Source organism: Halomonas sp. V046 (assembly GCF_052645355.1).
Genome location: NZ_JBQXYF010000056.1, coordinates 1 through 465 on the forward strand (window position 1 = coordinate 1; position 465 = coordinate 465).

The following is a 465-nucleotide window of genomic DNA, read 5'->3' on the forward strand; positions in this document are numbered from 1 at the left end:
GCTATCCCAAGGAGTGGGAGAACCAGGCGCGCTGGAAAGGCGGCTGGCTACGGCGTGATGACGGCACTATCGAGCCGCGCATCGGCGGCAAGTGGCGGGTGCTGGCGAACATCTTCGCCAACCCCGATCTGCCGGAGATCGACGACTACTACGAGCCGTTCACCTTCGACTATCAGCACCTGCACCAGGCCAAGAAGGGACGCCACCAGCCGGTGGCCCGCCCGCGCTCGCTGATTTCCGGCCAGCGCATGGACAAGATCGAGTGGGGCCCGAACTGGGAAGAGATTCTCGGCACCGAGTTCGCCAAGCGGCGCAAGGACGCCAACTTCGACAAGATCCAGGCGGACATCTACGGCCAGTTCGAAAACACCTTCATGATGTACCTGCCGCGCCTGTGCGAGCACTGCCTGAACCCGGCCTGCGTGGCGTCGTGCCCGAGCGGTGCGATCTACAAGCGCGAAGAAG

General features: G+C 63.9%; 1 protein-coding gene. It reads left to right on the forward strand.

Annotated features, from left to right (window positions below; translation table 11 throughout):
- A partial coding sequence (locus ACUN9Y_RS22200) for a 4Fe-4S dicluster domain-containing protein (RefSeq protein ID WP_445462913.1) occupies positions 1–465 on the forward strand: 465 nt, incomplete at both ends.